The organism is Vibrio furnissii CIP 102972, from assembly GCF_000176175.1.
GTDB lineage: Bacteria > Pseudomonadota > Gammaproteobacteria > Enterobacterales > Vibrionaceae > Vibrio > Vibrio furnissii.
Genome location: NZ_ACZP01000014.1, coordinates 901,145 through 924,889, shown reverse-complemented (window position 1 = coordinate 924,889; position 23,745 = coordinate 901,145). Strand labels below are relative to the sequence as shown.

General features: G+C 53.7%; 20 protein-coding genes and 1 pseudogene. 1 reads left to right on the top strand and 20 read right to left on the bottom strand.

Annotation, left to right across the window (positions count from 1 at the left end):
* Positions 1 to 6: 6 nt before the first annotated feature.
* The 18 genes and pseudogenes from VFA_RS14365 to ppnP form a co-directional block, all read right to left on the bottom strand.
* The gene (locus VFA_RS14365; protein ID WP_004727576.1) at positions 7 to 741 is read right to left on the bottom strand and encodes a type 2 periplasmic-binding domain-containing protein; all 735 of its coding nucleotides are present in this window, start codon (positions 739 to 741) and stop codon (positions 7 to 9) included.
* Positions 738 to 3,356 (bottom strand): type VI secretion system ATPase TssH, encoded by a 2,619-nt coding sequence (gene tssH, locus VFA_RS14360; RefSeq protein WP_004727575.1) that lies wholly within the window; start codon positions 3,354 to 3,356, stop codon positions 738 to 740. Before tssH ends, VFA_RS14365 begins: the two co-directional genes overlap by 4 nt.
* The gene (locus VFA_RS14355; protein ID WP_004727574.1) at positions 3,322 to 4,347 is read right to left on the bottom strand and encodes a type VI secretion system baseplate subunit TssG; all 1,026 of its coding nucleotides are present in this window, start codon (positions 4,345 to 4,347) and stop codon (positions 3,322 to 3,324) included. Before VFA_RS14355 ends, tssH begins: the two co-directional genes overlap by 35 nt.
* On the bottom strand, positions 4,338 to 6,113 hold the full coding sequence (tssF, locus tag VFA_RS14350; protein WP_004727573.1) for a type VI secretion system baseplate subunit TssF: 1,776 nt from the start codon (positions 6,111 to 6,113) through the stop codon (positions 4,338 to 4,340). Before tssF ends, VFA_RS14355 begins: the two co-directional genes overlap by 10 nt.
* The gene (gene tssE, locus VFA_RS14345; RefSeq protein ID WP_004727572.1) at positions 6,106 to 6,528 is read right to left on the bottom strand and encodes a type VI secretion system baseplate subunit TssE; all 423 of its coding nucleotides are present in this window, start codon (positions 6,526 to 6,528) and stop codon (positions 6,106 to 6,108) included. Before tssE ends, tssF begins: the two co-directional genes overlap by 8 nt.
* Complete coding sequence (locus tag VFA_RS14340; protein WP_232281720.1) at positions 6,525 to 7,958, bottom strand: type VI secretion system contractile sheath domain-containing protein; 1,434 nt, start codon at positions 7,956 to 7,958, stop codon at positions 6,525 to 6,527. Before VFA_RS14340 ends, tssE begins: the two co-directional genes overlap by 4 nt.
* Before the next feature lie 19 nt (positions 7,959 to 7,977).
* Positions 7,978 to 9,455 (bottom strand): annotated as a pseudogene (tssC, locus tag VFA_RS14335) (type VI secretion system contractile sheath large subunit).
* On the bottom strand, positions 9,452 to 9,958 hold the full coding sequence (gene tssB, locus VFA_RS14330) for a type VI secretion system contractile sheath small subunit (protein ID WP_004727570.1): 507 nt from the start codon (positions 9,956 to 9,958) through the stop codon (positions 9,452 to 9,454). Before tssB ends, tssC begins: the two are co-directional and overlap by 4 nt.
* A 23-nt stretch (positions 9,959 to 9,981) precedes the next feature.
* Positions 9,982 to 10,506: a type VI secretion system tube protein Hcp gene (locus VFA_RS14325; protein ID WP_004727569.1), complete on the bottom strand. Its 525-nt coding sequence runs from the start codon at positions 10,504 to 10,506 to the stop codon at positions 9,982 to 9,984.
* Positions 10,507 to 10,656: 150 nt separating this feature from the next.
* Positions 10,657 to 11,997, bottom strand: coding sequence for a type VI secretion system protein TssA (locus VFA_RS14320; protein WP_004727568.1), 1,341 nt, complete (start codon positions 11,995 to 11,997; stop codon positions 10,657 to 10,659).
* Positions 11,998 to 12,029: 32 nt separating this feature from the next.
* Positions 12,030 to 13,109, bottom strand: coding sequence for a hypothetical protein (locus VFA_RS14315; protein ID WP_004727567.1), 1,080 nt, complete (start codon positions 13,107 to 13,109; stop codon positions 12,030 to 12,032).
* Between the two features lie 52 nt (positions 13,110 to 13,161).
* Positions 13,162 to 13,452, bottom strand: a complete 291-nt coding sequence (locus VFA_RS14310) for a PAAR domain-containing protein (protein WP_014257732.1) — start codon at positions 13,450 to 13,452, stop codon at positions 13,162 to 13,164.
* Positions 13,452 to 14,033 carry a DUF6931 family protein gene (locus VFA_RS14305; protein WP_004727565.1) on the bottom strand — a complete coding sequence of 194 codons (582 nt, stop codon included), beginning with the start codon at positions 14,031 to 14,033 and terminating at the stop codon, positions 13,452 to 13,454. The genes VFA_RS14310 and VFA_RS14305 overlap by 1 nt, the downstream gene beginning before the upstream one ends.
* Positions 14,034 to 14,035: 2 nt before the next feature.
* On the bottom strand, positions 14,036 to 16,099 hold the full coding sequence (locus VFA_RS14300; RefSeq protein WP_004727564.1) for a type VI secretion system Vgr family protein: 2,064 nt from the start codon (positions 16,097 to 16,099) through the stop codon (positions 14,036 to 14,038).
* Positions 16,100 to 16,138: 39 nt separating this feature from the next.
* Positions 16,139 to 17,146, bottom strand: a complete 1,008-nt coding sequence (locus VFA_RS14295; RefSeq protein WP_004727563.1) for an ABC transporter substrate-binding protein — start codon at positions 17,144 to 17,146, stop codon at positions 16,139 to 16,141.
* The gene (locus VFA_RS14290; RefSeq protein WP_004727562.1) at positions 17,143 to 19,254 is read right to left on the bottom strand and encodes an MFS transporter; all 2,112 of its coding nucleotides are present in this window, start codon (positions 19,252 to 19,254) and stop codon (positions 17,143 to 17,145) included. Before VFA_RS14290 ends, VFA_RS14295 begins: the two co-directional genes overlap by 4 nt.
* A complete protein-coding gene (locus VFA_RS14285; RefSeq protein WP_004727561.1) occupies positions 19,251 to 20,057 on the bottom strand; it encodes a hypothetical protein in 807 nt (268 codons plus the stop codon). The genes VFA_RS14290 and VFA_RS14285 overlap by 4 nt, the downstream gene beginning before the upstream one ends.
* 384 nt (positions 20,058 to 20,441) lie before the next feature.
* Positions 20,442 to 20,723 (bottom strand): pyrimidine/purine nucleoside phosphorylase, encoded by a 282-nt coding sequence (gene ppnP / locus VFA_RS14280; protein ID WP_004727560.1) that lies wholly within the window; start codon positions 20,721 to 20,723, stop codon positions 20,442 to 20,444.
* Positions 20,724 to 21,163: 440 nt separating this feature from the next.
* Between ppnP and VFA_RS14275 the strand changes: the two genes are divergently transcribed.
* Positions 21,164 to 21,658, top strand: a complete 495-nt coding sequence (locus tag VFA_RS14275; protein WP_004727559.1) for a DUF2850 domain-containing protein — start codon at positions 21,164 to 21,166, stop codon at positions 21,656 to 21,658.
* Between the two features lie 17 nt (positions 21,659 to 21,675).
* Here VFA_RS14275 and VFA_RS14270 read toward each other — a convergent pair whose 3' ends face one another.
* Together VFA_RS14270 and VFA_RS14265 are read right to left on the bottom strand one after the other, a co-directional pair.
* Entirely contained in the window at positions 21,676 to 23,043 is a 1,368-nt protein-coding gene (locus tag VFA_RS14270; protein WP_004727558.1) for a TrkH family potassium uptake protein, read from the bottom strand.
* Positions 23,040 to 23,702, bottom strand: coding sequence for a potassium channel family protein (locus VFA_RS14265; protein ID WP_004727557.1), 663 nt, complete (start codon positions 23,700 to 23,702; stop codon positions 23,040 to 23,042). The genes VFA_RS14270 and VFA_RS14265 overlap by 4 nt, the downstream gene beginning before the upstream one ends.
* Positions 23,703 to 23,745 lie beyond the last annotated feature (43 nt).

Here is a 23,745-nt window from a genome sequence, read left to right as displayed (position 1 = left end):
TCCTGCCTATTTCGTCTCTATACATGCGTGCAGCGAGGTGTTAAATCGCGTTAAAAACCCTGGGTGATCGCTCAAAAACTGTTTGGAGAAATGCACCATCAAATCCTGTTTTTTCTCGCGAACCGTGTGGAAATAGTCGAGCGGTACGCCCGCTTTTTTCATCGCGTCCTGAAACACCAGTTCGTACTCATAAGCCACATCGAGATCGCCTTCGAGCAGCATCTGCAACAATGCATCCGCATCGCGCGGCTTTTTAATCACGTTGTAGCCTTTGCGTTTCAAGCTCAGCCATTTGTTGGTGTTGAACTTGGCGCCAAAACGCAGCGTGTATTTGTTGCTGCCATCATCCAAGTCTGCGGTGATATTCGGCGCGCTAAACCAGGCGAGATATTCCGACACGACAGGAATCGACGCTTCGGCGTACGTCGCGCGCTGTGAGTTCACCGAACCAGAGAAGAAACCGTTCATCTGGTTCGATTCCACCAAGAGCTGCGCCTTATCCCAGCGCATCACACGAATCTCATAGGGCTGATCCATATCACCCAGCGCACACTTCACCCGGTCCACCGCCAATCCACCGATGCGCCCCTGTTCGTCCACCGTCTGGTACGGCGTCCAGATTTGCGTGGCCAGCAACAGTCGATCGGCGGCACTGGCTGAAACACAGAAACCACCCATCAGCAGCGCGTACAACGCGCTGCGAAAATGGGAGCGTAATGTGAGTTTGCCCGGCCCGGTCATACGATATCCAGCAGCAAGGCACCGCCTTGATTGAGATCCGCACTGACCGAAACTTTCTGGATCGGTAGCCCTTCACTCAGGCGCTGAATGCACTCTTCCGCCAAACGTGGCATCAGCGAACGATTGATGATTTGCTCCACCGCGCGGCCACCCGTGGTTGGGTCCGTGTTGCGTCCGACGACAAAATCAACGAAGGCCTGATCCCAGATAAACTCGGCCTTGTACTGCTCGTGCAGTTTTTTCGCAATGCGGTTCAGGCTGATCGCGGTGATCTGACTCAACTCGTCCTGATTGAGCGGGTAATAAGGGACAATCGTGGTACGGCCGAGGAACGCAGGCTTAAAGTGACGCAGCAGCGCTGGGCGGATTTGCTCCAGCAGATCGTCATTTTCCGGACGTTGTTCGTTGTCATCACACACATCGCAAATCGCCTGATCGGCCGCGTTAGAGGTCATGATGATGATGGTATTTTTGAAATCGACCGTGCGGCCTTCGCTGTCTTTAATATGGCCTTTATCAAAGATTTGGTAGAACAGGTCATGCACACCCGGATGCGCTTTTTCCATCTCATCCAGCAGCAACACGGTGTACGGGTTGCGGCGAATCGCTTCGGTCAGCACGCCGCCTTCACCGAAACCGACATAACCGGCCGGTGAACCCAGCAGCATGGAAATTTTGTGCTCTTCTTTAAACTCCGTCATGTTAATCACGGTCATGTTGTTTTCGCCGCCGAAGACTTCATCTGCCAGCGCCATCGCCGTTTCGGTTTTACCGACACCACTCGGGCCACACATCAGAAACACGCCGACAGGTTTGCGGCTGTCGGTTAAGCCAGCTCGTGAGATACGGATACTTTTCGCCAGCTCGTTGATCGCAGTTTTCTGGCCAATCACGCGGCGGTGGAGCGAGTCTTCCAGCGACAGCAGTGACGCCACTTCTTCTTTGACCATGTTGCCGCTTGGAATGCCCGTCCAGCCGGAGATCACTTCCGCAATCACCTGCGCATCGACCATGGGGAACACCATCGGCTCTTCATCTTGCAGTTGAACCAGCTCGTCCAGCTTGCCTTGCAATCGGTGCTGGGTTTGTGGGTCCGCGGCTTCGCCAGCATGGAAGCGGCTCTCAATCTCGCCGGTCAGCTGTTTGATTTCCGCAACCAGCGCTTTTTCCTGCTCCCAACGTTCCGTCAGCGTGAGCAGTTCGGCTTGCTTGCGCGCCACGGTGTCTTTGATCGACTGACGATCAACCGCGCTGCCAACCAACACGGTATCTTCATTTTCCAGCGCTTCAAGTTCGCTGTTGAGGTAGCGCAGTTGCTGCTCAAGCGATTCGATCTGCTCTGGTTTTGCGCCCTGCGTCAGCGCAATGCGCGCACAAGCCGTATCGAGCAGACTGCTGGCTTTGTCGGGTAACTGACGAGAGGGCAGATAACGAATCGAGAGTTGTACCGCCGCATCCAGCGCGTCCTCACGAATGAACACACCGTGGTGACGACGTAGCGACTGTGCCACGCCGCGCAGCATTTGCAGCGCATCGTCGGCACTTGGCTCTTCCACTTTCACCACCTGAAAACGACGGGTCAATGCGGGATCTTTTTCAAAGTACTTTTTGTATTCCGCCCAGGTTGTCGCGGCCATGGAACGGAACTCGCCGCGAGCCAGCGCAGGTTTCAGCAGGTTCGCCGCATCGTTCTGACCCGCAGCTCCACCCGCCCCAATCAGCGTGTGTGCTTCATCGATAAAGACAATGATGGGCGTCGGTGAGTTTTTCACTTCGTTAATGACATCTTTCAGGCGGTTTTCAAACTCGCCTTTAATGCTCGCACCCGCCTGCAACAGACCCAGATCCAGCGTATGAATTTCCACGCCCTGAATCGCTGGCGGGACTTCACCGCTGACGACGCGCAGCGCCAGACCTTCAACCACTGCGGTTTTACCCACGCCCGGTTCACCGACCAAAATCGGGTTGTTCTGACGTTTACGACACAAGATGTCAATCGCCAGACGCACTTCGCTGTTACGACCCGAAATCGGATCAATTTTGCCCTCACGCGCCTGTTGCGTCAGGTTGACGGTGTATTTATCCAGCGCACCACCTGCGACCGGACCACTGTGGCCACTGGCAGCAGGCGCAGTAGAAGAACCCGCCTGAACGGTTTGCAACTGCGTAATCTGAGCAGACAACGCTTCCTGAGACACGTCTTTCAAACTCTCCAGTGCCAGTTTCTTCACGCCAAAACTGTCGGTTTGAGTCAGGACTAACAGCAGATGCAGGCTGCTGACCTGCCCCTGAGAGAAATTGACCGACGCCTGCAACCAGGCCTCTTCCAGCAGCGAGCTCAATGCACTGCTGATCGCAGGTTGGCTGGCAGAGCCTTTCGTCAGGCGTTCAATACGCGCAGTCAGCTCGGCCATCAGGCGGTTCGCATCGATGTGCTGTTGATTGATGAACGCCATCAGATGCGTTTCTTTGGACAACAGCAGTTGCACCAACCAGTGTTCAATTTCAATGGCGGCCACCGTTTGTGTCATCGCAGCACCGGCTGCTTCTTCCAGTGATGCTTTCAGCTCCGGGGCCAGTTTACTGACCAGGTTGCCCAGTTTTACCTGTGACATAGACGTTCTCCGATTGTAATAATATTTTCCGATAATCCGCAGCGCGACGCTGCGGGGAAAGACAGCTGGCTTCGCCTAGGCGAACGCCTCCAGCCACGGCCGATATCACCGGGGCGTTGATGTATTCACGTTTCACATACAGGTACAGGCGCGTTTCCAGACTTTCACGCAGGTAAGACTGCACCAGAGATTTCAGTGAACGGGCAAAATGACGATTGCGTTCTAAGCCAATAAATTCATTGCGGTTGCGGGGCGTGATCCAGATTTCCAACGTCTGGTAGGCCTGATTGCCCTGACGGCCCATGACCATGCCACGGCCAAGACGGTGGTTCTGACCACGGTGACCGCCGATACGGGTTTGGTCCTGATTGCGAATGCGATAAACCGCCGAAGGCACCACTTTGGGGGTGATATCGAGGTCGAAATAGTCACACAGAAGACGCTTGAGTTGCGCCAGGTTGCGGTTGCGGGACGCGAGAGCCAGACCATAACGCAGCACACTCTGATCGACTTTCTGCCCGCGCTGCATGGGCAGCGAGAACATACAGGCCAACGCCTGCTTCTGAGTCAGGCGTGACAGCGCATAACGAGACGCCGCTTCGCGCTCCTCGCGCAGCATCAGGTTCGCAGCGCTTTCCACATAGGCTTTGAGTTCGTAATAACGCTGGTTAAACACATCCAGAAAGCGCTGCAGCGCGCGATCATCCTGATGCAGACTATGCAGCATTTCTGCATACAGATAATCGGGAATGACCCCTTTGCAACCGGACAATGCTTCCAAGCCAAGCTGAACACGTACTTCGTCATGCTCTTTTTCGATACGCGTGACTTCAGTCGGCGCGCCATGTGGCATCGGATCCGATTGCAAACGCACCGACAGCGATTCTTGTTGGCTGATCGCCTGCAACAGACGAATCACCTGCACAAAATCAAATTCATGCGGGTGAGTCAGCAAATGCTGTTTGACCGTCTGGCGCGCGCTCAGAGACATAGCTGGCTCCCGTGCGTTTTGTCGAAATGAATCCCGGCCTCATCGCTCCCAAACCGCTCCACACTGACCTGAACGAAACGGTCAAAACTGCAATATTGGCGGAAATAGGCATTCAGCACTTCGCTGACGACGGCAAAGTTGCTGTCGAGCAGTTCATCATCGATCAGAATCATCACTTCAGTGCCGGACGCAAAAATGCTGCGGCCATTGATCGTCAGCGGCGCAACCACGTGGTTGTAAGCCACTTTTTTAATCGCATCCGCGACGGCGCACTGCGCGCTGTTACTGCACAAACGCAGCACGTCCTGCAGCATTCGGGTCGGGTCTTCGTTCTGAATCAGCCCGGAAAAGTTCGCGTTGAGCATGGCCACAAAACGCCAGCTCAGCTGATTGTCCAGTGGCGGATACTGCGGCGCGGTCGGCGTTTTCAGCAGTTTGAGATCGCCCGGTAGATCAATCGCAGCCAGCGATTCCATCACCGCATTCGCCGGGATGAGGCACGGTAAACGGCCGTTACACACGTGCAGACGCAGCGACAGCACCACCGACTCCTGAGCCGGTTGCAGCTCGGTATAACTGACGGAAATGTCCATCTGACGGCGGCCACGCTCGTCCCAGAACTGATGAATCTGCCAACGCGGTGACTCATCATCGAGCCAGTATCCGCCTTCGTAGTTCGGACTCAGCGGCACTTCGCCCGTCGGCAGCACTTCGTTGACTTCGTCCACACTGACCACCGTCAGTTCGTTGTTAGCACGCGTGTCCGCGACAACCGGCATCGACAGGCGCGTGAAATCATAACGAATCGGATCGCCATACTGAGCGTAGAGATTGATCGCCGGCGCGGTGTTGAGCGCCAACACGTCACGACTGAACAGGCGCAGATATTCTGCTGGCAGTTGACGCACAAAGAAGTTGAGCGTGACGCGGTTGGCGTCTAAACTCATCAGTTCCTTGCCAAGGTCAGCAATCCGCAAGTAGGCCGCTTTGTCCGGGTAAGCAAAGTAGTCGCGCAGCAGGTCAAAGCCACCCAAGTGGTTGCCATATTGCGGCAGCCAGTGAAAATCGGGATCGGCCACGCGCGATTTCAACCGCGTCGCATCGACGACACGTTGCTGACCAGACGCATCAAATACCGACAACACTTCGGTATTGAGCAGCAACATGTCAACCAGACCACGGGCGCTGTTTTCAAACCCGCGCACATAGAAATCAAAATGTTGCAGCGATAACTGCGAAAACAAAACGGAAGGATCGCTGCACGCCAGTTCAACCTGAATCACCGCTTCTGCACGACGCAGTCCGGCTGGCGTCGGGAAATTAAACGGCGCCGACTCGGCGCGCAGCGCCGCAATCACATACGGCTCAATTGTCAAGGCCTGCGCCAGCGTAAAGCGGCACTCGGCGTCGTTCACTTCCACCGCCACTTCCGAGCCTTGCGGCAACACCACCGCTTCGGTCACTGCGTTGTCTTCTAGGTTGAGCGACAGTGGCGCATAACTCGGCACAATTTGCAGATAGCCGGGATACAGGACGTGAAACAGATCCTGCAGGATCTCAGGGAACTGCTCATCCATGCGTTTTTCAGTTTTCGCGGTCAGCAGCGCCACCGCGTCAATCAGGCGACTGATATTCGGGTCTTCCTGACTGCTCTGATTCAGACGCATTGACGAAGCGTGTTCGGGAAAGTCTTTGCCAAACCCATCCAGCGCACGACGAATGTAGGTGAGCTCGCGCTCGAAATAACTCAATAATTGATCAGACAACTTCTTGTCCCTCCATACGGGCGGTCTGGCTGGACAGACTGATATTGGAATCAAACAGGAACACGTGCTCGCCGTTGGCGGTTTTCACCTTGGCCATCAGCGAAAAACGCATCACGTTTTTGCCCGGCTGGCTCTCTTCGACAAAGACGCTCACTTCTGACAGGCGCGGCTCAAAGGTTCTGACCCACTTTTCCATCGAACGGGCAAACTGATCTTTGTTGATCTGGCTGCTGATGCTGTGTGCGCAGTCCAGACCGAAGCAAAAGTTGGAGGCTTCGACGGCCGAAAAGCCTTTTGGCAGTGCCATCATCGGCGCTTCAGAATTGAGCAGCGCCGTCAGCTGGTAGCGTACCGAATCAAGCAGCTCATGATTGCTGCTGCCACTTTTATCGAGGAATGTGCGCCAGAAACTCATACCAGACCTCCGGCAAATCTTGGCTCGCTTTCCGGCCCGAGATCCGTCGACAGCAGCACTTCGCCGCACACGTTATCGAACTGGTACTGAGGCTGAACGAACACGTCACAGGTATAGCGACCATGTTGACCAGCGATTTCACGCACCTCAACCCGGCCTTTACTGAGTGGATACTTGGCCAGCGTCGCTTCATCGGCGTTAAACAGGTTGCTGGAATACTTATCCAACCAACGGTTGAGGTAGGTTTCACACTCTTCTGCAGTTTGGAAATTCCCGATCATGCTGCGGATCTGCACTTTGAGATAATGCGCAATGCGGCAAATCATCAGCGTGGTTTGGATCTGGCCCATCACCGACTCGGTATCGTCTTTCGCTTCACTCCAGATGGAGTTGTTGCCGCGAAAGAAATATTTCTCCGTGGTCAGGCTATGACAGAGCGGAATGAAGCCTTCGTCGGCGTAAAACGTGCCCATCTCGGTGATCAAACGGATATCAGGTGTGGGTCTGAGTGTGGCACTGACGCCTGCGCCGCCCGGCGGCACATTGCCGAGCGAGCCGTAATATTTGTCCTGCCAGCGCGACTTCATAAAGCCAAACCAGTTGATGCGATTGAATTCACGAATCGCAACCGAGGCAAACAGATACGCCGCGCTGCCCCACAAACCGGCCGGATTCGCGCTGTATTCCCGAAATTGAATGGCGCTGCTGGCGCTGCGGCCATACGCTTCGCGCAGGCGAATCTTCGGCACCACCAAACCAATAAAACGGGCGGAAGACAAACGTCTCACCCGCTGCCAGGCCACAAATTCCGGACCGTGTAATATTTTCTTTACCCGTTCAATGTCTGAAAACCAATCGGCGCCTGATTCGCCAAAAAAGTCATCCGACGGAGAGAGAATAAACGGACAAAGACAAAGATCACCCAGTTGAGACAACAGCTCTAATGTGTAGAGGTCATCGTAGTCACCATCAAGACTCATCGACAACGCATGATCCACCACCACCAGACCAAATGGCTGACCACCGGAGGTATTGAGCTCGCGGTTACCAATCAGGTTATAGAGGGATGTGCGTCGTAACGAAACAGCGGTGTTAAGTTCCTGGGAGAGATCCTCCCAGGACATATTTCTGATTTTAATCTGCACTTTCTGGTAATTCACCGGCAGAGACACTAAGGCCTCGACCCCTTTCCAGGACGCTTCGAGACGAGAAAAATCAGGATGATGAATGACGGTTGACAGCTGACGCGACATGCGGTCATCAATCTCTGCAATCAAACGCAGCAGTGATGCCAACAGCACCTCACGATTACTCAACATCTGTGGGTCGAGTTTCAACAGTTGCGCCAACGCCTGAGGCAGAAAATCTTCCGCCTCAGGGTTGAGCTGGCAAAACGCGTGTTGAAAATCAGCATCAAACATAGCATTCATCTCAGCAGTCAATCTGGCCTTAGCCTGGAATCTTAGTAACCATACGTACAGACGTGGTTAGCTCTTCCAGTTGTAGCCATGGACGCAGATGCGCCACTGCTGAATAAGCGCCCGGACGACCCGGTTGCTCCACCACTTGAATGCGAGATTCACACAGAGGCGTTTTAGAACGTTCTGCATTGCCCACCGCACCTGAGTTGGTGTACTGATCAATCCAGGTTTGCAGATCTTTCTGCACGTCCGCCGCTTCCAGGTTTGAACCCAGCATGTCACGGCCCATCACTTTCAGGTAATGTGCGATACGGCTACTGGCCATGATGTAAGGCAGACGGGCAGAAATTGCCGCGTTACCCGTTGCATCAGGGCGGTGTACGTTTTTGGCTTCTGCGCAGTTTGACTGCCAATAAACACGCCATAGTTGGTGTTTTTGTAGTGCACCAGTGGCAGGAAGCCCAGATCGCTCAGCTCTTTTTCACGCTCATCAGTCAGGTTGACTTCAATCGGACACTGCTGCATCAAATCGCCCGCTTCTGACTTGTAAGTCAGGTTTGGCAGGTTCTCGACTTTACCACCGTTGTCCAGACCACGAATTGCGGTACACCAGCCGAACTGAGTGTGCGCCTGAGTCATTTTCAGACCCAGTTCGTAAGCTGCGTTTGACCACACCAGTTGCGCATTGTTTTTTGGCTTCGGATTGCCATCCGCGTCGGTTGCCAGTTCTTCGTATGCGAACGATTTGGTGCCCAGACCTTTGTCGCCGTATGGCAGACGTGCCAGCGTCTGAGGCAACGTCAGCACCACGTAGCGTGAATCATCGCTTTCACGGAAGGCATTCCATGATGCGTAGGCTGGCGAGTCAAAACCAGACGCAACGGGTTTCCCCTCATTGAAGGTTTCAAACGAGTCAAACTCAAACATTTCCGGGTTCGCCGCCGCGATAAATGGCGCGTGGCTTGCCGCCGCGGTTTCGCCCATGTAACGCATCAGCGCCACATCTTCATCTTTGTGCGAGAAGGTGTAGTCGCCAATCAGTGCGCCGTAAGGTTCACCACCCGCCGTGCCGAATTCTTTCTGATACAACGCATCAAACAGCGGGCTGCGGTCAACCGCAGGTGCGTCTTCAAATTGCTCAATCAGTTCATCTTTGGTGAAGTCCACCAGCTTGATCTTGAGCGACTGACCCGTTTCACTTTCAGTGACGAGCTTGTTCAAACCACGCCATGAACCTTCCAGACGACGGAACTCATCCTGCTGCATGATCGCAGACAGCTGACGAGACATCTGCTTGTCGATTTCCGCGATCGCATTTTCGATGGTTTTGGTCAGGTTTTTATCCCAAGTCACAGTGCCGCTCAGCGCTTGTTCAGCCAGAACGGAAAACAGTTCCTTGGTTTGATCAGCCGGCGTCTGGTTGGTCGCTGCAATCGCGCGATCCAGCAGGCTGAGTGACTCGGTACCCGCTTCAGGGCTTACCTGATTCTCTAACTCAGTACTCATGACTCTTCTCCTTTCGTCTCAAGGCCCAGTTCGCTGGACAGCGCGTTGATCTGGTCTGCGCTTTGCAAGACTTCTTTGAGCAGTTTTTCCAGATCACGTGAACGGTCAGCCTTGGACAGCAAGGTTTTCAGTTGCTGGCGTGTTTCAGCCAGTTTCTTCAGTGGGTCAACTTGCTCGATCAGCGCATCCGGCTGAAAATCCTTCATTGAGGAGAAAGACAACGCAGCCTCAAATTGGCTGCCGTCTTCAACCAGCGTATTGTCCACTTTTAGCTTGAGTTCTGGACCGATACGGTTCAGAACGGCGTCAAAGTTGTCTTTATCGATTTGGTAGAACGTGCGATCTTCCAACTCTTCCCTGTCTTCTTTGTGCGCCGAAAAATCCCCGATCACACCGACGACAAACGGAAGTTCTTTGGTTTCAACGGCACCATTCGTTTCAACGTCGTAAGTAATACTGACCCGGTTTTTGCTGACACGTTTATGCTGAGAATTTAAAGCCACGTTGTGTCTCCTTCCTTGCTAAATTAAGCTGCTTTTGACTCTAATTTGCCTGTCGTACAGTCAAACTTCACCGTATCGCCTTTCTCGATCTTGCCGCCTGCGCTTTCTTGGTAGTAAACCTTAGTCAGCGTGGTGTACGTCATGGCAAAGTCTTCCACTGGCAGGTTGCCGTCTGAACCGTGGATGTTGTAGCTCGCGATACGTGCCTTCTCCAGAGTCAGCACCATGTATGGCTCAGAACCTGCGCCGTCACGAGATGGTTTAGTCAGCAGAATCTCAACCGTTTTACCTTCTGCACCGGGTGCAAACAGGAACGTCGTCAGGTGTGGTGAAGCACCGTCAGAATTACGCGTAACCGACACTGCATCCAGAGAGACCATGCCTTTGTCTGCGTTGTTTGCGTTACCCACATCCACGCTCACACCGCGGTTGGCACCCCAGTTCATGGTGTCAATCGCAAAGAAACCTTTCTTGCCGCCAATGTCGCCGATCGTCGCTGCACCTTTGATATTGTCCAGTCCGTCAATTCGCATGTAGATAGATGCCATAGTTATTCCTCTTTCGTTTTCCGTTTGTCATAGGTGTTATGACGGTTGAGTACCGTTACGAGTAAGTAACAAATACCGTTTAAGTAACGACGACTTCGTCGGATTACTCATTGTTATTCGGTTCCCCACCCCATTGAGAGTGAGTGAACACTACCATTCAATCGCTGACAGACCGCTGTCGCTGCCGTTTGTCGTCGATGAAGTCGGAGATACCGAAGGCGCAGCCTCCGGCATCGTCATTTGTGGTGCAGTGGCAACGGGGGCCGCCGCTCGGCTTGCCTGATGCTGCGCGCTTTCCAGACCGGCCAATTGTTCAATGCGTTGCTGCACCGCGTTGTTGTCGCCCACCAGCTCTTCCAACAGTTCAGGAAGAGACATCCCCCCCCAACGAATCGCGCGTTTCAGCAACAGATAGATCGGGCTGTGAGGTTCGGTGGCGAGAAAGTAGTCCGCAATGCGTTGCAGTTCGGTAAATGCCTGTTTACGTGACGCCAGCGCCTCCTGAGACGCCACAGGTACTGCCATCGGCGCCGAAGTTTGCGCCATGACGGGCGCTGTTTGTGACTGACCCTGCGTTGGCTGATGGACAGATTCAGTTGGCGCAAATTTAGAGGATTGAGAGTCAACGGCGGCCATGGTTTGCTCCGGCGCGGCTTGTGGCGTTTCAGCGTCAGCCATAGCCGCATCCAGAGGCCAACGGGCAAATTGATCGCCCACCAGAAAATGAATCGCGTTGATCAGGCGTTCGACCGCCTCTTTCACAAAGCGAAAATTAATCGACTGGGTGCCAGCCGCCGCACATTTCTGCTGCAGCGTGGTTTCCAGCGCATGCAACGCATCTTTACTTGCACCGAGTGCCAGAATGCGCGCTTCCACGTCCGCTTTCTCACGCGCAAAATCCGCCAGCGCGGCCGCTTTCAACTGCGGCAACGAACCCGATTTTTCTGCCGCAAAGAAACGGCCATAATCAATGTCGCCGACCAGAGGCAGCATTTGTAGCGGCATGTACAGCAGGCCACTTTCAGCGGAATCGCCAACCAGTTGCAGCAGCGGCTTCACGCGGTGTTCCGCCACTTCTTTGCGTTGTTCGGCGTCGCCGTCTGCTTTGCGTTTGTTCTCCGGCAGTGTTGGCTGGAGTGAGTCCCAGAAATGCTCAATCATCTGCTCCAGCGTATGGAGCGCCTGCGCCAAGGATTCGAGAGGCGAGGCAGAAAAGAGCTGCGCCATGGTGAACCAAGAGTAGATTTCGACATCTTTGGACTGCTCAGTCAGACAGCTTTCACACAATTTGGCCAAGGCATCCCAGTTCTCCGCGTTGGTGTGGACCACCACCGCGTCCTGCATTGCATCCGGTGTTTCTACCAGTTGGCGAAACGAGGATTGTGCAACGTTGAATGCATTCCGATAGGTACGATACAAGGTGCGATTATCTTTGAGATATTCGCCACTCGGGTGTTCGTCAGATATCGGGTTGAGCAGATGTTCAAACATATCGGTTCCTAATCTTTTCTATCGTCTGCGGATCAACGCTTGGCGTGAATATTGGACGCCAACCCCGTCACCCCGGGCAGGTTCTGGAACTTGGTGAACTTGCTCCAGATGAAGCTCGACAGATACGCGATAGCCCAGGCTTGCGCGCCCTGCAAACTGATGTCGGGCCGGCCATTTTTCAGCGACAGCGCGAAGGCCTGACCACCACGGATCACCAGAGGTTGCGTACCATTGGCAAACACGTTGTGCTCAGTGACGGTTTTCATGCGATTGGTCTTTGAATCGAGCTTTTGCGTTTCGCGCGTACTGAGAAGACGCAGCTTGAGGGTCAAAAATTTGGACAGAATTTCGCAAGCCAGCAGCACATTTTGATCGCCTTCGGCCATGCTGCGGCAGTGGGTAATCGACGTGCGTAATTTGTCACCGATTTTGCCTTTGATGTCGCCGCCAACTCGAATGATGCAGTCGTCGTCATCCCAAACGAAACGTTGCTCACCTTGGATATAAGCCAAACGCGTCAGGTTATAAAAAGCATGGCCGTAAGCTTTGCCGCGTGACATTTGTGACACGTTCAATTGCAGCTCAACGATGTGTGGAATGGTTCGGCCTTTGAAATCGATATCCATCGCCAGAAAGAACTTCACATCTTTGTACACATCTTCAATGTTCTTGGCCCACAGATCCTTGACCGCCGGAGAGCGATCAAACTGAGGCTTTTTCAGCGCGGTAAATTCATCCGTGGTGTAGATGAAATCGCGAAATGCCAACATCTGCGCAATGGTGCTGAACACAATCGTGGCTCGTGCGATGTCTTTGACTTCCAGCGGGGTTTTCACCCCGGCACCCGTGATGTCTGTCGTCGTGTCATCCCAGTTGGTGATGCCACATTTCTCGGCGATACGTTGACGGGTTTTCAGCGGGCCTCGCGAGTACGTAATGCGTTTGCCAGACTCGTTATTGACCTTTTGGGTCAAGCCTTGCATGAACAAATGCAGCTTGTTGTTGGCCAGTTTGGCTTGCTCGACCAGTTCTTCAATCTGACCACGCTTGTCATACGTGCTGGTGAATGTCGTCTGAGAGATACGATCTCCCCAGGTATAAGTACTTGGCATAACGATTCCTATTTTTCTTGTCGCCTTTTCAGGCCGTCCGAGTTCCGATGGATTAACCGATCAATACGGTTGCCGCTCCGGCCACAATGGCACCGCCGTGGCTGGTGCTGTCGCCCAGCCGTGCCGCAGGGGTACTGTTGATCAGCACCGTGGTACTGCCCGCCGCAATAGTGTCGGGTGTACCGACACAGGTAATTGAATCACCCACCACCGCAGCAGGCAGGCTGCATATCAGTACGGTTGCCGCGCCCGGTCCGAGAATCGGCCCGCCGACGTGGGGCACACTCCCTGTCGCCATCGGACAGGTATGCATATCGGTTAATCTGGCTGCGCACATACCCATTACAATGGTTCTCCATTTGCTGAACCGTTCCCGCCCTCGGCTAAGTCACGAGCCATCCGAAAGACATTGCGGTAAAAGGTTTTGTTGCCTTTCCACTCGGGCACCACGGCAGCGGTGTTGATCGCCCCGGCGACCGCTTTGGCATACAAAAACTCCGCCGGCATCACCATCGGGTTACCCAATGGTGCGATACTGCCCGTGCCGCTCCAGAACACCGCTTGCCCCAACCAGCGCGGCGCACGATCATTGGCCAGCGACTTGATGTCACTTTCAATCCGGCGACGCAGCGCTTCATTGGGTTCCATCACCCAGCGCATGCAGTCATCAATCAGTGTTTGCTCTTTCGGCTGCCACTCTTCTTGGCGCGCTTTTAACGCCAACGCCGTCCACCAGATCGCTTCTCGCATCGGTAGGGCGTGAGCCAGAAAATGAGTCAGGTCAATGTTAAGCCCCGCCTCTTCCAGCGCGGTCATGGCGGCTTGTGGCGTATCCTGCAGTTCAATTAAATCCATCGCATCGCCAGATAACTTGGTGCGTTTCACCACACTGGACGCTGCCGGATAAGGAATCTTTTTCATCATGTTTAGTTCACCATCACCAATGTGCCGCTGATAGACGCCTGACCGTCAGAACTCAGTTCCGCCGTCGCACTGCCCGACACGGTCGCGGTAACATCTGCGCTCAGTGTCGCGTTGAGGCCAGACACGGTGGCCGAACTGCTGGCCGACGCGGTAAAGCTGCTGCCCGCACTCAGAGACATCGAACTGCCCGACGACGCGCTCAAAGACCCATCGGAATCGAGACTGATCGAATCACCCGATTGGCTGATGTCACCACCCGACAGAGAAATGGCAGAATCCGCGGTTAACGCGATGGTGCTGCTGGAAATCTCAATCTTGTCGCTGCTCATCACAATGCTGCTGTCACCCACTTTTAAGGTCAGTGAATCACTGCCCGTGAGGGTGATGTCTTTGCCGTCTTGCGTGATCGACTCAGTCACCGTCAGCGCATACGATTTTTCCGTCGTCAGCGTGATGCCCTCTTTGGCAGACAGGCTGTGTGACTGCTCAATGGTTTCCGTCAGGTTCTTGGTGACCGCCAAGGTCATTTCTCCACCGACGGTTTCGCTATGATCGTTCACAACTTCACTGGTGAAATCCTTGGCGGCGTGCAGATACAGCAGCTCGTTGTCTTTCTTGTCGTCGAAACGCAGCTCGTTTGACTCGCCCGCCAGCTTGGTTTTCACGCCGCTTTCAGTGGTGTTTTCCGTTGGGTATGGCGGTGTGTTGGTCGAGTTATAGACACTCGCCACCACCACGGGTTGATCCGGGTCACCGTTGATAAAACTCACCAGCACTTCCTGACCCGCGCGTGGCAGAAATTGCATGCCGTAGCCGCTACCGGCCATGCCTTGGGCAACGCGAACCCAGCAACTGGTTTTGTCGCCGGTTTCGTCATCCCAATGGAATTTGATCCGCACGCGACCCGACGTATCACTGGCAGGTTCACTCTCGGTACTGCCCGCCACAACCGCAGATTGCAGGCCGTGTAATACGGGACGAGCTTTCGCGGGCGGATAGAACACCTGATCTTCTGGCACACACACCAGCTCAGCCTGCGCGCTGAACGCATTGCCTTTTTGGTTTTCAAACTGATAATGCAGCTCGGTCACCAGATAGTTGCCTTCTTCGGCACTGTCTGAATGCGCCGCCAGTTTCAGATACTGACCGACACACAAATCTGCCGATGGTGTCTTGGCGTGAATGCGGTCATAGCCAGAATCGAGCTGACCACGCTGCAGCGTGCCAAGGGTTGAGGTCAGGCTACTGAAATCATTGGTGATCGATGCCGTCGGATAACGGTACTCTTTGAGTTTGGTGTTGCCAGAAACAGCGTAGCTCGACGCCTTGGCGCCACTGGTCACCACTTTCGATTGTGAGTAGTCGTAACCGGCAATTTCCAATGAGGCGCTGTGAAACGCATACTCACGCTGCCACGTCTCCAACACGTCGTAATCACCCGATGGCGCGGCGACGTAATCCAGCGTCGCCATGTCGCTTTGTTCAAACGACATCTGCGCTTCCTGCAGATAGAGTTTTGCCGCGTTGGCATCTTTGCCGAAGTAAAAATGCACGCCATCTTCAGCAAGTAAGCGCGTGACAAACTCAAAATCCGACTCACCGAACTGCACGCAATATTCACGACTGGTCGATGGCATGCTGTTAACGGTGTACTGACCGCTAAAGCCCAGCTCATCGAAAATGGACGTCACGATGTCTTGCGCGGTTTGCTCCTGAAATACGCGGCACTGGCGTGAATGCTTGAGCAGGAACAGCCATGGCTGAACGGTCAGTTTGATGCCGTAGTAACTGGAATCAATCCGTTGCGACTGAGCCTGCGCTTTCACCACATAGCCTTGGTACTGACGCAGGCTGGTGCGCGAATCGCCAATCACGTTGTAGACCGAGCAGCTGACTTCAGTGCCAATCCAATCCGCGGGCGAAGAATCAGACACGATGATGTCGGCTTGCCACTCATAGTGCTGGTTGATCTGCTCAGTCACACTCAGGGTTGAAGCCACAAACTCATTGCCGTTGGCGTCCTGAACCACCAGATAGCTGCCTTGCGCATCAATCAATTCATTCATCGGCGACGCCCCTTAATGCCGTGTCTTTGCGGTCAGTCATCATTGCGCCTGCTCCTGCTGCACATTGACCAGATCGGCAAATCGCAGTAGCTGAATGGGCGGAAACAGTGACATCTTGCGGGCAACATCCATATTGATGGTGATGGCGTAGTTGCTCAGTTCAGCAATCGGTAAATCACCCGGCTTGGCATCATCAAACAAAATCTTGCTCGCTTGGTTGGCGGCCAACTGCCCCACACGGTAATACTTGTTGGACACCGAAATCAGCGCCGACGAATTCGTCACCATCGAGTCATAGGCGCTCGCGACGGGCAAACCGTATTTCATCGCGGCTTGTGTAAAACGGTCGCTGTTCGCCAAGTTGTACGAGCTGGATCCGACGTACACAACGTCGACGCCCTGCTCTGCAAGGTGCTGCATTTTCTCGTCAAACTGATTCGGTAGTGGCTTGCCCGCTTTATCGAGCGCATAGGTCTCGGTATACACCGCAAAGCCCATCGATTCTGAAAGCTGCTTGAGCTCCTGCGTGTTGAGCACAGAGTTCAGCTCCGCCGTCGAATAGACCACGCCGACTTTGGTCACCGGGAAATATTCACGCATGGCGCGAATCTGAGTGTCTTCGCTGATGCGGTTGCGAATGCCCGCTACCGTTGGGCGACCCGTTTTATCGGCGGCGGCACTGATGTCTGCGCCGACCGGGTCAGCGACGACCATGAACATCACCGGAATATCACCCAGCTTGGTTTGTTCGCCGAATTCAGCACGTGTGCCGATCATGGCTTTGCTCACGCTGGTGCCCCAGGTCACCACTAAATCCGGCGACATGGCTTTGGCTTCATCCAGAAAGCCCGCCAGTTTGCTGGTGTCGCGCTGCGCATCGCGCACAATGACATCCACCGGCAAGCCATTGTTTTTTAGGTAATCCTGAAAGCCCTGACACGACTCTTCGCATCCGCGCCACACCGTCATCAGTACCGTTTTGTGTTCTTCAGCCGCCAGCGTTTGTGCACAAATCAACAGCAACAGACCCGAAAGAATGGATTTCATAGTTCGGCCTCCATGCCACGGCGGCGAGCAGGCATATTGAGGAAAAGAATCATCATCACACCGCAGAAAATAATGCCGCACCCGACAATCGCCATCGCAGCGCCAAAGTCATACACCGCCAGCAGCGAAGCGACGATCACCGGGCCAAGCACACTACCGATACGTTCCGCGGTGCGCAGCACGCCCAGCACTTCCGTGCGGCCAACTTCAGGTGTGTCTTCCGACGCTTCCAGCGCACACGCGATGAGTGGTGCTTTCAAAATGGAGTGTGCAATCCCCATCAGTGTCACCGCCATCAGCATTTTGATGATGGACGCTTCGCCATAGAGCGACACCAGAATGCCACCCGACAAAATGGTGCCGAGCACGATCAGTTCACGCATCTTCTTGGTGCGGTCAGCAATGCCGGACGCAATCGGGCTGAGCGGAATGATCACCAAAGAGTAAATCATCATGATGCGGCCAATTTCAGACTGGCTGGCATCGAGTGACACCAGATACAGCGGCACGGTGAAGTAAAGGAAACCGGTCAGGACAATTTTGGCGGGAATCGCGCAGCACACGGTCACCGCCACAAAGCGGGCGTTTTTGGCCAACAGTTTGATGCTGCCTTTCTTTGCGCCCTGCTTTTTGCCATCGTTGACGCTGCCCGAGAACATGCGCCACGCCAGCAGACCAGCAAACGCGGCCAGCGCAGCAGAAATCAGGAACACCGGTTGATAACCAATACGGTCCGCAATGATGCCGCCCAGCGCGGTGCCACACATGGTGGCGGTCATCAGCACGCCGACAAAGATGGACATGCCTTTGGCGCGGTTTTCTGAAGTGACTACCGCAGCGATGTAGCTCTGACAACTGATGGTGATCACCGCGTAACCGAACGCGGTCACGCCGCGCGCCATCACGATGTCCATACTGTTGGTCGCAAAGGCGCAGCCAAAGTAGCCGCCAATCGCCGGGATCAATCCCAACAGGAACAAGCGTTTCTGGCCCCAACGATCCACCCACTTCGCGGCGAAAGGCGTACACGCAGCGATCACCAGCATGAAGACCGAAATCGGCAGGCCCAGCATCACATCTTTGGAGATCCAAGAAGAAGGCTCATAGAATTCTTCCACGAACAGCGGCATGAATGATTTTTGCAGCTCTTCGGCAAACGAGAACACAAACAGCGGAATCCGCGCATCGACAATGTCGCCTTTGCGCATGCCCAGTCGGCTTTGCAGACGAAAACGTTCCGCAATCGATTTAAGACGGTTTTGCAGCTCTAGCGCACTTTCGCTGTTGAGCAACCCAAACAGACGGCTGAAGCGGCTTTGCAGTTCACGTGAATCCTGATTGAGGCGGTCAGCAAATGTGCCGATGGTGCCGTGAGTCGCCACATTCTCATTGACGGAGAAGTCGCCTTTCACCTGGCGCTTAAGGATCGATTCGGACTCTTCCAGCGGGCCGGAGATGTAGAACATCACCACCACCATGACGACTTCGAAACAGACCAGCAGCACGGCCACCAGCACAATGGCGATATCAAAGAAAATATCCGTCAGTTGCGACTGTACGTAAGTTGCGCTCAGGCCGACATACACGCGGCCAGCGGTTTGACCCGACGTATCGATATCGAGGCGAAACACATCACTTTGCGGTGAGTTGCCCAGAAACGATGATTCAAACAGCAGTGGCAGCTCTTTCACCACCACGCTCAAACGATCGAGTAGTGACGCGCCGAGATATTGAGTCGATGATTTTTCAAACGTCTTGTCATCGGCCAGATCCAAATTGGACACTTTGCCCGCTTTGTACAGTACGGTGTCGCCCTGAGTCACGGCGACAAACGTCAGCTCCGGGTACTTATCCAGTGAATCTTTCAGGTAGGCATCCATCCCGCGAATCTGATCAAACGGCACGCCCGCATCCACCGCCGTGGTTAGATCATCATGCACGCTCTGCGCAATGGCATTGGCTTTTTTCAGCAGCTCAGGTTTCACCGAAAAGTTGAATTCCACCAGCGTGTAAACCGCGCTCAGTCCCGAGGCAATAAAGGCGCTCAGAATCGTAATCAGAATCAGACGGCGGTTAATAAAACTGGCCATACTTTTGGCTTTGTTCATGAACGCACCTCAGTGTTTTGCGTCGATGGCTGACTGCCCGTCAGGTCCTGAAGTTTTTCCAGCTCTTCCGACACCAGTGACTTCATCTTTTCGCTTTGCTTAATTTGTTCGGCCAGACTTTGGGTCATCTGACCTTGCGGGATGTGGTCGAGGCGTTGTTGATCGCCGGTTGAATAGCCGTGAATCAACTTGATGACGTTGGTGACATCCCCAAAACCAAGACGAATGATGAAAAACACCAGCAACGACGCGAGCAGGAAAATCACCACGGTGGCTTCTAGCAGATGCAAACGCACCAACGCATACACGCCAAACAGCGCAGATTTGTCGTACACGATAACGATACTGCCGGCGAACGTGCCAAAGCTGTCGTAAATTTGCAGGCCACTGTAGAGCTCGGAATCGTCGCTCAGCGTCCACCTTGGTTCACTGGATTTGAGGGCGCGGCGAACCACATCTTCTGGTAGGGTCTGCACCGAGCTGTTGTCAGCGTAAGATTGCACCAAGGGTTGACCGTGCTGATCAATCAAGGCCACCGCGACCACATTTGGTTCACGAATTCGGGCTTGGTCGATTTGTTGTTTGAGGTTTTTGGCGGATTGATAAGGAATGCCGAGACGCTCGACCCGTTCCACCGAATTGGCGAGTGAGGAGGAGATCACTTCCAGTTTTGAAGACACCACGTGCGACATCAGGCTGTCGAACTTCATGTAGTTCATCAAGTACAGCAAACTGAGTACGGACAGCAGGATCACCCAAACGGTAATCACCAACCGCAGATGCACTTCAAAGAAAGCTCTCATAAATACAGTTACCCAACCAATACTTCATATTAGAATGATTCACATGCGAGATACTAGATTGGGAATTTGCATAAATTGTGCAGCTTGTGATTTTTCTCACCTAGAGTGAACTCAGATCACAAAAATATATCTATTTTGCTGATTTATTAATCGTTAATTAGCATATTCTTATTCAGATAAATCTAAATCGATTAAATTTAACTAGCTCATATATAAGGGAATTTTAATATAGAAAGGTCATTTGACTGTTCAAGCAAAATAACGCCATCACGAGACAAAAAATGAATGATTTATTGGGCCTGTTCGCCACCCCCGCGCAATAAAAAAGGCCACACCTGCGTGTGACCTTTTCATTCATCCGTCGACGAAGCGCCAACGCAATACTTAAAGATATTCGCACAAGTACGCGGTCGAGACCGCCACTTGGAGATCAAACGACGAGTTGCCTTCCACTTCAAATGCTTCGCCTGAGTTGAACGTCACCCAATCGGCGTCTGTTGTACGTTTGATGGTGAGCGCGCCTTTCACGACCGTCATGCGCTCTGCTGCGCCCGTACCGAAGGTGTATTCACCCGGCGCCATCACGCCAACCGTGATGTCATTATTATTCTGCTGAAAACCCAAAGACTTCACGTTGCCTTCGAAATAGCTGTTCTCTTTAATCATTGTTCTTCCTTGTTGAATTGAATGCATGCCGTGCGCAGCCAGCGCACGGATGCTCTGTTTTTAACTCAAGAACGTCGTCGACACAAGGTTTAGCTGCCGCTTTCTTTGACTCTTTTCATTGAGGGCGTCACACGCCATCTTGACCTATATTTTGTGGCACGAACATCACCCGAGGCGTCCATTGATAGAAAGCTCAATTCTTGAAGCAAGATCATACTTTGCTGACCACGAATTGCGTTCTGTTTGCGCCGACGCCAAGCTATTTCACGCTTATTTTGCGATAATTTTTCGGCAGAACAGCGCATGTGGCTTGACGTGATTTCCGGGCTGAACATTGATTCGGGGCACAGCGCCCAAACGATGTACGCGCGCACAGGACGATGCTTTCAATTCAACCTCCCCATCGACAGGAGGAGAGCCGGGAACAGGAGTAAACCAAGGTGGCGACAGGGAAGAAACGAACGCGAACGGATGCCGACAGCACCCGACCGCCCATCGTCTCGAAAGAGACCGTATTCAAGACCGTGTTTTGGAGCGGTTTAACGCTGCTCGCCTGTGGCTTTGGCGCGCTGCTCCTGTTCAGCTACAAGGATTACGTCGACCCCAAACATGTGCATGGTTCGTGGGTTGAAATTGGCGCGCCCAGCTACCAGACCGAAGTGCTGACGTTCGATGAACGCGGCGTGTTTCGCAACAACCGCTTGGTGAGCACCAATTTTGATTACAACGGCAAAAATATCGAAGTCGAGACCGGCCTGGGCATCACCATTTACCAAGTCACCGGCACCATGAAATCGCCGCAACTGAAACGCATTGAGCCCAGCAGCCCCATTCAACGCTTTGTCAAACAAGGCTATGAAGACACCATCACCGACAGCGAGGGCAACGCCGGGCAAACGCGCCGAGCGGCACTCTCAGCGCATTTCAACGATTGAGACGAAGCGCCTCAGATTTAACCCGTCAGCACATTATCTTCCGGATATTTCAGCAGCGTCGCTTGTGGCCTTGCCAACATGTACGCCAAGGTCAGCGGCCCAATCCGTCCAATAATCATCACCACAATCATGATGTATTTGCCCGGCTCTGACAGCTGCGCGCTAAGGCCCGCCGTCAATCCCACGGTAGCAAACGCCGAAATGGTTTCAAACAGCACCGCTTCAAAACTGGCTTGTTCCGTCAACATCAACAGGAACATCGCGATGGTCAACAGCGCGCCACTGACCACGATGATCGCCAGCGCTTTGGTGACGGTCGGCCAGTTGATGGTGCGCTTAAACATCACCACGTGTTTCTTCTGACGCAAGAAGGTCCAAGTCGCCAAAAACGCCACGGTAAACGTCGAGACTTTGATCCCGCCCCCGGTTGATGTCGAACCCGCACCAATCAGCATCAGAATAATCATGATCAGCAGCGCCGGTTGGCTCATCTGCGCAATGTCGACGCTATTAAACCCAGCCGTCCGCGCTGTGGCCGATTGGAAGAAAGCCGACAGCCATTGCTGCCACAGCGGCAAAGGTTGCATGGTGTGCGGATTATTGTGTTCTAAGCACCAGAAGAACAAGGTGCCGATCAGCAACAGCACCGGCGTCGCCACCAACATCAACTTGGTATGCAAGCTGAAATAGCGCCAGCCCGAGCGCCAATGTGCCCACACATCACCCACCACCGTAAAGCCGAGGCCGCCGAAGATAAATAGCCCGGCGAGGGTCAACAGAATGGTAGGATCATCGGCATAGCTGATCATGCTGTCAGAGAACAACGAGAAGCCCGCGTTATTGAATGCAGAAACCGCATGGAACAGCGCACTAAACAGCCCCTGCGACCAGCCCAATTCCGGCACCCACCGAAACGACAGAATCGCCCAGCCGATGCCTTCGGCAATCAGCGCAAAAATGATGATGCGTTTGACCAACTTTTGCAGGTTGACCGCGCGGTCTTGCCCCAAAGCATCTTTGGCGATCGCTTGTTGTTTGAGGCTCAGACGCACCCCAAACATGTAGAGCAGCACCGCCGACAAGGTCATTTGGCCAAGGCCACCGATTTGCATCAACAGCAGCAACAAAATCTGACCGTGAATGGTGAAATGGGTGCCAGTGTCGACCACGCCCAAGCCCGTCACACTGATGGCAGAGGTTGCGGTAAATAAGGCATCGGTAAAGCTGAGCCCGGATTTTGAAAATACGGGCAGCGTCAACAGCACAGCCGCCGGCAGCAACACCGACAAAAAGCTGACCAGAATGATCTTGGGTTCTGAACCGTTGTTGCTGTTTTTGTCTTTATCCAGCGCGTAGAAAATACCACTGCGTTCAAGCGGGTTCATAAGGTTTTCAACTGCTTAGTCAGCGTTTGTTGCGGGCCGACAACAATCAACATATCACCAATTTCAAGCACGGTATCAAGCGACGGTGCTTTGGTGACTTCCGGGCCACGTTTAAAGCCCAGCACTTGCACGCCCGCTTCCTGACAAATGGGCATTTCGGCAATTTGTTTGCCCATCATGCGCGAGCCGATCACCACTTCCGTTAACGCCAAGCCGCTGCCCAGTTCAATGAATTCCAGCACGCGGCGATCGAGCATTTTACGCGCCACGCGAATCCCCATGTCCCGTTCCGGCATGATGACGTGGTCGGCGCCGACCTTGTGCAGAATCTTGACGTGGAACTTATCGTTGGCCTTCACCCACACCGATTTCGCGCCCGACTCTTTCACCACCAAAGTAGCGAGAATCGATGAGTTGATGTCTTCGCCAATCGCGACCATCACCATGTCGTAATCTTTCAGTTTCAGCTCAAACACCGTTTCTTCAATGGTGCAGTTGGCCACAATCGCTTGCGTGGCGTAATTCATCGCCGCTTTGACTTTCTCTTCATCGACATCCACCGCGAGCACTTGCGCCCCTGCTTCCGTCAGCTCCTGACACACGGACAAACCAAAACGACCTAAACCAATGACTGCGAACTGCTTATCACGAATTTTCATTACGTTGCCTTTATTACCCTACTGACAATAACAATACTGAGCC

Bases quoted from the DNA above. Each gene is read 5' to 3' on its own strand.
- VFA_RS14365 (WP_004727576.1), bottom strand. From the start codon at position 741: ATGACCGGGCCGGGCAAACTCACATTACGCTCCCATTTTCGCAGCGCG.
- tssH (WP_004727575.1), bottom strand. From the start codon at position 3,356: ATGTCACAGGTAAAACTGGGCAACCTGGTCAGTAAACTGGCCCCGGAG.
- VFA_RS14355 (WP_004727574.1), bottom strand. From the start codon at position 4,347: ATGTCTCTGAGCGCGCGCCAGACGGTCAAACAGCATTTGCTGACTCAC.
- tssE (WP_004727572.1), bottom strand. From the start codon at position 6,528: ATGAGTTTCTGGCGCACATTCCTCGATAAAAGTGGCAGCAGCAATCAT.
- VFA_RS14340 (WP_232281720.1), bottom strand. From the start codon at position 7,958: ATGAATGCTATGTTTGATGCTGATTTTCAACACGCGTTTTGCCAGCTC.
- VFA_RS14325 (WP_004727569.1), bottom strand. From the start codon at position 10,506: ATGGCATCTATCTACATGCGAATTGACGGACTGGACAATATCAAAGGT.
- VFA_RS14320 (WP_004727568.1), bottom strand. From the start codon at position 11,997: ATGTTTGAACATCTGCTCAACCCGATATCTGACGAACACCCGAGTGGC.
- VFA_RS14315 (WP_004727567.1), bottom strand. From the start codon at position 13,109: ATGCCAAGTACTTATACCTGGGGAGATCGTATCTCTCAGACGACATTC.
- VFA_RS14310 (WP_014257732.1), bottom strand. From the start codon at position 13,452: ATGGGTATGTGCGCAGCCAGATTAACCGATATGCATACCTGTCCGATG.
- VFA_RS14305 (WP_004727565.1), bottom strand. From the start codon at position 14,033: ATGATGAAAAAGATTCCTTATCCGGCAGCGTCCAGTGTGGTGAAACGC.
- VFA_RS14300 (WP_004727564.1), bottom strand. From the start codon at position 16,099: ATGAATGAATTGATTGATGCGCAAGGCAGCTATCTGGTGGTTCAGGAC.
- VFA_RS14295 (WP_004727563.1), bottom strand. From the start codon at position 17,146: ATGAAATCCATTCTTTCGGGTCTGTTGCTGTTGATTTGTGCACAAACG.
- VFA_RS14290 (WP_004727562.1), bottom strand. From the start codon at position 19,254: ATGAACAAAGCCAAAAGTATGGCCAGTTTTATTAACCGCCGTCTGATT.
- VFA_RS14285 (WP_004727561.1), bottom strand. From the start codon at position 20,057: ATGAGAGCTTTCTTTGAAGTGCATCTGCGGTTGGTGATTACCGTTTGG.
- ppnP (WP_004727560.1), bottom strand. From the start codon at position 20,723: ATGATTAAAGAGAACAGCTATTTCGAAGGCAACGTGAAGTCTTTGGGT.
- VFA_RS14270 (WP_004727558.1), bottom strand. From the start codon at position 23,043: ATGAACCCGCTTGAACGCAGTGGTATTTTCTACGCGCTGGATAAAGAC.
- VFA_RS14265 (WP_004727557.1), bottom strand. From the start codon at position 23,702: ATGAAAATTCGTGATAAGCAGTTCGCAGTCATTGGTTTAGGTCGTTTT.